The sequence below is a fragment of the Micromonospora sp. D75 genome (genome assembly GCF_018070405.1).
Lineage (GTDB): Bacteria > Actinomycetota > Actinomycetes > Mycobacteriales > Micromonosporaceae > Micromonospora > Micromonospora chalcea.
Window position 1 is genome coordinate 1 of the sequence record NZ_JAGPXV010000382.1, and the last position, 5,694, is coordinate 5,694.

General features: G+C 74.7%; 4 protein-coding genes and 1 pseudogene. 1 reads left to right on the plus strand and 4 read right to left on the minus strand.

The genetic code is table 11. The features are described 5' to 3' along the window. Positions 1-43 precede the first annotated feature (43 nt). Together KBX39_RS21005 and KBX39_RS21010 are read right to left on the minus strand one after the other, a co-directional pair. Positions 44-1,408 carry a PHB depolymerase family esterase gene (locus KBX39_RS21005; RefSeq protein WP_210872094.1) on the minus strand — a complete coding sequence of 455 codons (1,365 nt, stop codon included), beginning with the start codon at positions 1,406-1,408 and terminating at the stop codon, positions 44-46. 128 nt (positions 1,409-1,536) lie between these two features. After that, positions 1,537-2,622 (minus strand): DUF4037 domain-containing protein, encoded by a 1,086-nt coding sequence (locus KBX39_RS21010; protein WP_210872096.1) that lies wholly within the window; start codon positions 2,620-2,622, stop codon positions 1,537-1,539. A gap of 99 nt (positions 2,623-2,721) precedes the next feature. On the opposite strand from KBX39_RS21010, the gene KBX39_RS21015 reads away from it, so the two are divergent. Further along, complete coding sequence (locus KBX39_RS21015; RefSeq protein WP_210872098.1) at positions 2,722-3,645, plus strand: 5'-3' exonuclease; 924 nt, start codon at positions 2,722-2,724, stop codon at positions 3,643-3,645. Positions 3,646-3,653: 8 nt separating this feature from the next. On the opposite strand, the gene KBX39_RS21020 is transcribed toward KBX39_RS21015, so the two are convergent. Both KBX39_RS21020 and KBX39_RS21025 read right to left on the minus strand, forming a co-directional pair. Beyond that, on the minus strand, positions 3,654-4,541 hold the full coding sequence (locus KBX39_RS21020) for an MHYT domain-containing protein (protein WP_210872100.1): 888 nt from the start codon (positions 4,539-4,541) through the stop codon (positions 3,654-3,656). A gap of 166 nt (positions 4,542-4,707) precedes the next feature. Continuing rightward, positions 4,708-5,694: pseudogene (locus KBX39_RS21025) on the minus strand (RNA helicase); the annotation flags it as partial.

Here is a 5,694-nt window from a genome sequence, read left to right on the forward strand (position 1 = left end):
ACCGTGTCCGGGATGCCGCCACCTCGGCGTACTGGCGTGCGGATCAGGCGGCCGTGCAGGGGCTTCCGTTGAGCGTGAACGAGCCGGGTTTACCGGCGTTGCCGGTGTGGGTGGCCTGGAAGCCGATGTCCACCGAGCCGCCCGGTGCGATCACCGGGTTGTAGGAGACGTTGCGGGCGGTCACCGCGCCGCTGGTGGGGCTGTAGGTGGCGTTCCAGCCGCCGGTGATCGTCTGGCCGCCCGGCAGCGTGAACGCGAGGCTCCAGCCGTTTATCGCCGTGGCGGACGTGTTGGTGATCGTCACCGAGGCGGTGAGGCCGTTGTTCCAGGCGTTCACCACGTACCCGACCCGGCAGGCCCCCGACGGCGGCGGCGTCGTGGGCGGCGGCGCCGTGGTGGGCGGGGGCGTCGTCGGCGGGGGCGTGGTGGGTGGCGGCGTGGTGGGGACGGCCGTGGTGGGCGGCGGGCTGGTCGGCGGCACGGTGTCCAGGCCGAAGAAGCGGATCGCCTGGGCCGCGTCCACCGGCAGGTTGTGCGTGACGCCCTGCATGCTGATCGCCTCGACGGTCGCGGTGCCGCCGGTGCCGCCGTAGCGGGTCCGGGTGTAGCCGGACTGCGGGCTGTCCGTGTAGTCGGGCGTCTGGCTCAGCCCGTGCACGTTCGTCCACTGGTCGATCTGCTCGCCGAAGTTCGGGTAGCGCAGCGTCTCGTCGTTGGTGCCGTGCCAGATCTGCATCCGCGGACGCGGGCCGGTGTAGCCCGGGTAGGCGTTGCGCACCAGGTCGCCCCACTGCTGCGGGGTCTTCAGCACCTGGCCGTTGGCGCACTCGCTGTTCCACTCCGAGCCGTTCGTGGTGGCGAAGCAGCCGAACGGCACCCCGGCGAAGGCCGCCCCGGCGCGGAACACGTCCGGGTAGTCGCCGAGCAGCACGTTCGTCATCATCGCGCCGGACGAGGTGCCGGTGGTGAAGATCCGCTGCGAGTCGACCGGGTAGCGCTGCCGCACGTAGTCCACCATGGACTTGATGCCCACCGGGTCGCTGCCGCCGTCGCGGCGCAGCGCCTGCGGTGAGGACACGTCGAAGCACTTGCTGCTGCGGGTCACCGACGGGTAGACGACGATGTAGCCGTACCGGTCGGCGAGCGACGCGAACTGGGTGCCGGAGTACATGGCCGGGCCGCTGCCGGTGCAGTAGTGGTTCACCACGAGCAGGCCGGGACGGGCCGCGACGGTGTCCGGGACGTACAGGTACATGCGCAGGTTGCTCGGGTTGGTGCCGAAGTTCGTCACCTCGGTCAGCGCGGCGGCCGAGGCCGGCCCGGGGACGGCGAGCGCCGCTCCGACGGCGAGCCCGGCGGCGGCGAGCGCCGCGCCGAGCAGCCGGAGTCTGCTCATTCTGGACAGCATGCTGTTCTCCTCGGTGGTGGGAACGCCGCACGGAGCGGCGTCCTCGCCGGCGAGGCGCCTGCGACGGGCGGCCCGGACCCTCGGAGACGAGATAGACAGTCGCGGATCGATGCGACTCGAATCGGAGTCTAGGCCGCGCCCGGCGGACGGACAACCGCCGCGGCCACCCGGCGGGCGCGGTCCGGGTGGGTGAGCACGTCCACGCTGTCGACGTACTGGTCCACCGCGCCGATCGGCGGCCGGTCGCGCAGCCGCGGGTCGGTGATCGCGGCGCGGAGCGCCTCGACGAAGCGGCCCGCGTCGAGCACCAGGAACGGCCGGCCGTGGAAGGGCCGGGCGGCCGGATCCACAGCCGGCGCCAGCGCGACGTCGTTGGTCCAGCCGGCCACCGTCTCCAGCGCCCGGACCAGGCCCGGCTCGCGGACCGCCCACTCGCCCGGACCGAGCGCGGCGGCGAGCCCGTCCACCACCGGCGCCGCGCCCGGCAGCGTCGCGAACACCGTGCCGAGCCATTTCGCGTACGGGGGCCAGCGGCGGCGCAGCAGCAGCCCGAGGCGCATCAGGTCCCGGGCCAGCCCGGCGGCCACCACCCGGCTGCCCAGCTCGTCGCCGACCTCGGCGCACCGGCCCGCCAGGTGCTCGGCCTGCGCGACCCGCTGCCACCCGGACGCCAGCACGTGCCGCCACACGTCGTCCGGATACCAGGCCAGCGCGGCGCGGGCGGCGGTGAGAGCCCCGTCGAGCCCGTCGTGGAACACCGCTCCCCCGGTCAGCTCCGCCAGCCGCTGCGTCGGCGTCGCCAGCCAGTCCGCCACCGACATGCCGGCGCGCGGGTCGGCGCCCAGCCGGTCCCGCAGCCACGCGCCCAGCTCGTCCACGCTCACGCCGTGCCGGTCGCCGTCGGCGTGCACCGTGCCGAGCCGTACCGCCGGGCCGCCGGCGTACCGGGTCGGCCAGCCGAGGAACCGCGCCGGCAGGTCCGCGTCCAGCGCCGCCCGTACCGGCGCCACGTCGCGCGCGCTGCCCACGAAGACCTGGGTACGCGGACCCCAGTCGTGGTCGGTGGAGCGGGGCGTGTCGAGGCCGAGCAGCTCGGAGCCGCCGTCGAGCAGACCGGCGGAGTACCGCAGGCCGGGCAGCCGCCGCGCCAGCAGCGGACCCACCACCTCGTCGTGGAACCGGCGGGCCAGGGTCAGGCCGGGTACGAAGCTCACCCCGCCAGTCTGCGCATCCGGGGACCCGCGCGCGCCCGGGTTTCCGGTCCCGCGGTCGCCTCCCCCATCTCGTCAGAGGGCTGTGGAAGGCTTGTCGCCGTGGCACACCGACAGCCGATCCTCCTGATCGACTCCCCCAGCCTCTACTTCCGCGCCTACTTCGGCATTCCCGAGTCGGCCGCGAAGACCGGCGACGGCCAGCCCGTCAACGCCGTGCGCGGCTTCCTCGACATGCTCGCCCAGCTGGTCCGCACCCGCCGTCCCGACCGGATGATCTGCGCGATGGACCACGACTGGCGGCCGGCGTGGCGGGTGGAGCTGCTGCCGTCGTACAAGGCGCACCGGGTCGCGCCCGAGGGCGGCGAGGTCGTGCCGAACACGCTGTCCCCGCAGGTGCCGATGATCCTGGAGGTCCTCGACGCGCTCGGCATCCCGGCCGTGGGCGCCACCGGCTACGAGGCCGACGACGTGCTCGGCACGCTCTCGGTGACCCAGCCCGGCCCGGTCGAGGTGGTCTCCGGCGACCGCGACCTGTTCCAGCTCGTCGACGACACGCGCCCGGTGCGGCTGCTCTACGTCGGGCGGGGCGTGGCCAAGCTGGACGACTGCGACGACGCGGCGGTGCGGGCCCGCTACGGCGTGCCCGCCGACCGGTACGCCGACTTCGCGGCGCTGCGCGGCGACCCCAGCGACGGCCTGCCCGGCGTGGCCGGGGTGGGTGAGAAGACCGCCGCCCGGCTGATCGACCGTTACGGCGGGCTCGACGGCATCCTGGCCGCGCTCGACGACCCCGGCTCCGGCTTCGCCCCGGGGCTGCGGGCCAAGCTCGACGCCGCCCGCGACTACCTGGCGGTGGCGCCGAAGGTGGTCCGGGTCGCCACCGACGTGCCGCTGCCCGAGCTGGACCCGACGCTGCCGACGTCGCCCGCCGACCCGGAGCGGCTGCTGGAGCTGGCGCAGCGCTGGAACCTGGCCGGGTCCTGCCGCCGCCTGGTCGACGCGCTGGCGGGCGACCGATCGTGATCAGTTGATCACGAAGGGCGGTCGGTGCTCCGGCGGCTCGGGAACTGGGCGCCGGGCTGCGCCAGCGTCGACCGGGCACGCAGGCCCACCGGGTCCGGCGCGGGCTCGGCGGCGACCGTCCGCGGCGTGTCACCGAGCCGCGAGCTGACGTACGCGGCCCCGGCCCGGTCGTCGTCCGACGGCGCGGCGAGCAGCGCGTAGACGAGCCCCACCACGCCGAAGACCACCGCCAGCACGATCGGCACCAGCAGTCCGCTCACCTCGGTGCCGGAGGCCGGGCCGCGGCTCTCGTGCAGGTGCACCGACAGCGCGCTCATGCCGGTGAAGTGCATGCCGTTGACAGCGATGCCCATGACCAGCGCCGAGGCGGCGATGGCGAGCCCGCGCCGGACGGTCATCGCCAGCCAGAGCGCGACGGTGGCGGCCACGATCGCGATGACCACCGACAGCGTCACCCGCAGCGGGTCGTAGCCGAACGAGCCGTCCAGGCGCATCGCGGCCATGCCGGTGTAGTGCATGGCGGCCACCCCGGCGCCGGTGAAGAACCCGCCGGCCAGCAGACGCGGCGCGGCGAGCCGGCCGGTGCCCACGATCCACAGCCCGATGCCGACCGACGCCACCGCGATCGCGGTGCTGGCGGCCGTCAGCGGCACGTCGTAGCGGATGCGGGTGCCGGAGACGGCGAACCCGAGCATCGCCATGAAGTGCATGGCCCAGATCGCGGTGCCACCCAGCGCCCACGCGGCGAGCAGGCCCCACCAGGCGCGCTGGCCGCCGCTGGTGGCGGTCCGGATCCGCCCGGCGCAGACCAGTCCGAGCGCCGAGCCGAGCACTGACAACGCGTAGCTGAGCGCGGGTGTGATCCACCCGTACTCGAAGTGATTGATCTCGCCCACGACGCCCTTTCCTCACCATCGACGCAGCGCGACCCACGGCGCCCCGGGGCAATGATGGGATAGGCCCTGACCAGGGCATGCATCGACCCCCCGACAATTCGCGGGGTGTCAGCGCGGTGACGCAGCGATGCGTCGGTTTCCGGAGATCGGTGACCGAAAGTGACCGTTAGGCGGAGGCGTGGTAGGCCAGCACGCCCCGGTTGACCGCCGCGATGGCCTGCCGTGCGGTGCCGCGCAGCTCGGCCGAAGCGCCACCCGAGTCGGCGACCTGCCCGAGCAGGTCGACCACCTGTCGCGCCCACCTGACGAAGTCGCCGGCCGGCATCTCCCCGTCGATCTGGTGCCCGCTGGCGAGCACCTTGGCCAGCGCCTCGCCGCGCGCCCACCGGTAGATCGGCCAGGCGAACCCGAGATCCGGCTCGCGGGTCACCGCCAGGCCGCGCGCCGCCTCGTCGGCCTCAATGTCGCCCCACAGCTTGAGCGTCTCGTCGACCGCGTCGGCGACCCCGCCACGCGGCAACGACGCCCGCTCGTCGACGTCCCGCCGGGCCTCGAAGACCACCACCGACACGGCGGCGGCCAGCTCGGCCGGGGACAGGCCGTCCCACACCCGGCGGCGCAGGCACTCGGCCACCAGCAGGTCCGCCTCGGTCCAGATCCGGGCCAGCATCCGGCCGGCGTCGGTGACCTCACCGTCGGCGGCAAGGTAGCCGCGCGCGGTCAGCAACGCCACGATCCGGTCGAAGGTACGGGCCAGCGAGCCGGTCCGCCCGGACACCCGCTGGCGCAGCTCCTCGGTGTCGCGTTCCAGCCGGCGCCGCCGCTCCGCCCAGCGGGCGTGCTCCTCCCGGTCCGGGCAGGCGTGACACGGGTGCGCGCGCAGCTCGACGCGGAGCTGGCTGAGGCGGTGGTCCTCCCCCGCCGCCTGACGGGACCGGCCGCCCCGCCGGCCGCCGTGCCGGTCCAGGCCGGTGCCGCTGACCGCCGCGGCCAGGTCCCGCCGGGCCGCGGGCGAACGGTGGTTGAAGTGCTTCGGCACCCGGATGCGGGTCAGCACCTCCGCCGGGGTGGTGAAGTCACCGGGGGTGACCCGCCCGGCCCAGCGGTCCTGGGTGAGCACCAGCGGCCGGGGCTCGCCGAACCCGCCGGTGGC

What these genes read in the sequence shown, in the direction of transcription:
- KBX39_RS21005 (WP_210872094.1), bottom strand. Translation starts at nt 1,408, where the DNA reads ATGCTGTCCAGAATGAGCAGACTCCGGCTGCTCGGCGCGGCGCTCGCC.